The 512-nt window shown below is 34.4% G+C and carries 1 protein-coding gene; it reads right to left on the reverse strand.

Annotated features, from left to right (window positions below):
• The coding region (locus IEW41_RS14510; RefSeq protein WP_188607093.1) for a GspE/PulE family protein at positions 1-512 on the reverse strand (512 nt) is incomplete at both ends.

A 512-nucleotide genomic window follows, 5' to 3' on the forward strand; every position in this document is an offset into this window, starting at 1 on the left:
ACTAAATGACCAGTTAATGCAGCTCTAATAGCCATGTTTGCCGTATTAACATCACGTATTTCTCCAACCATAATAACATCTGGATCTTGTCTTAAAAATGTGCGTAAGGTACTAGCAAAATCCAACCCAATATTCTCTTTTAACTGTACTTGATTAACACCTTCTAAGGTATATTCTATAGGGTCTTCTATTGTTAGTATATTTGTTTTATCGTCATTTAAGAGTTTTAAAGTGGCATATAAGGTTGTGGTTTTTCCAGAGCCTGTAGGCCCAGAGATAAGAACAATGCCATTAGGTTTCTTAATGGTTTCTTTATAACTCTTCAATTCGTCTTTTGTAAATCCTAAATCTTCTAATTGAATATGGTCAGCATCTTTACTCAAAATACGAAGTACTATCTTTTCGCCATGAAGAGTAGGTAATGAAGACACCCGAATATCAAATTCATCAAGGCCGTTTTTAATGGTAATCCTTCCATCTTGAGGCAATCGTTTTTCTGAAATATCTAACCC

Source organism: Aquaticitalea lipolytica, from assembly GCF_014641635.1.
Classification (GTDB): domain Bacteria; phylum Bacteroidota; class Bacteroidia; order Flavobacteriales; family Flavobacteriaceae; genus Aquaticitalea; species Aquaticitalea lipolytica.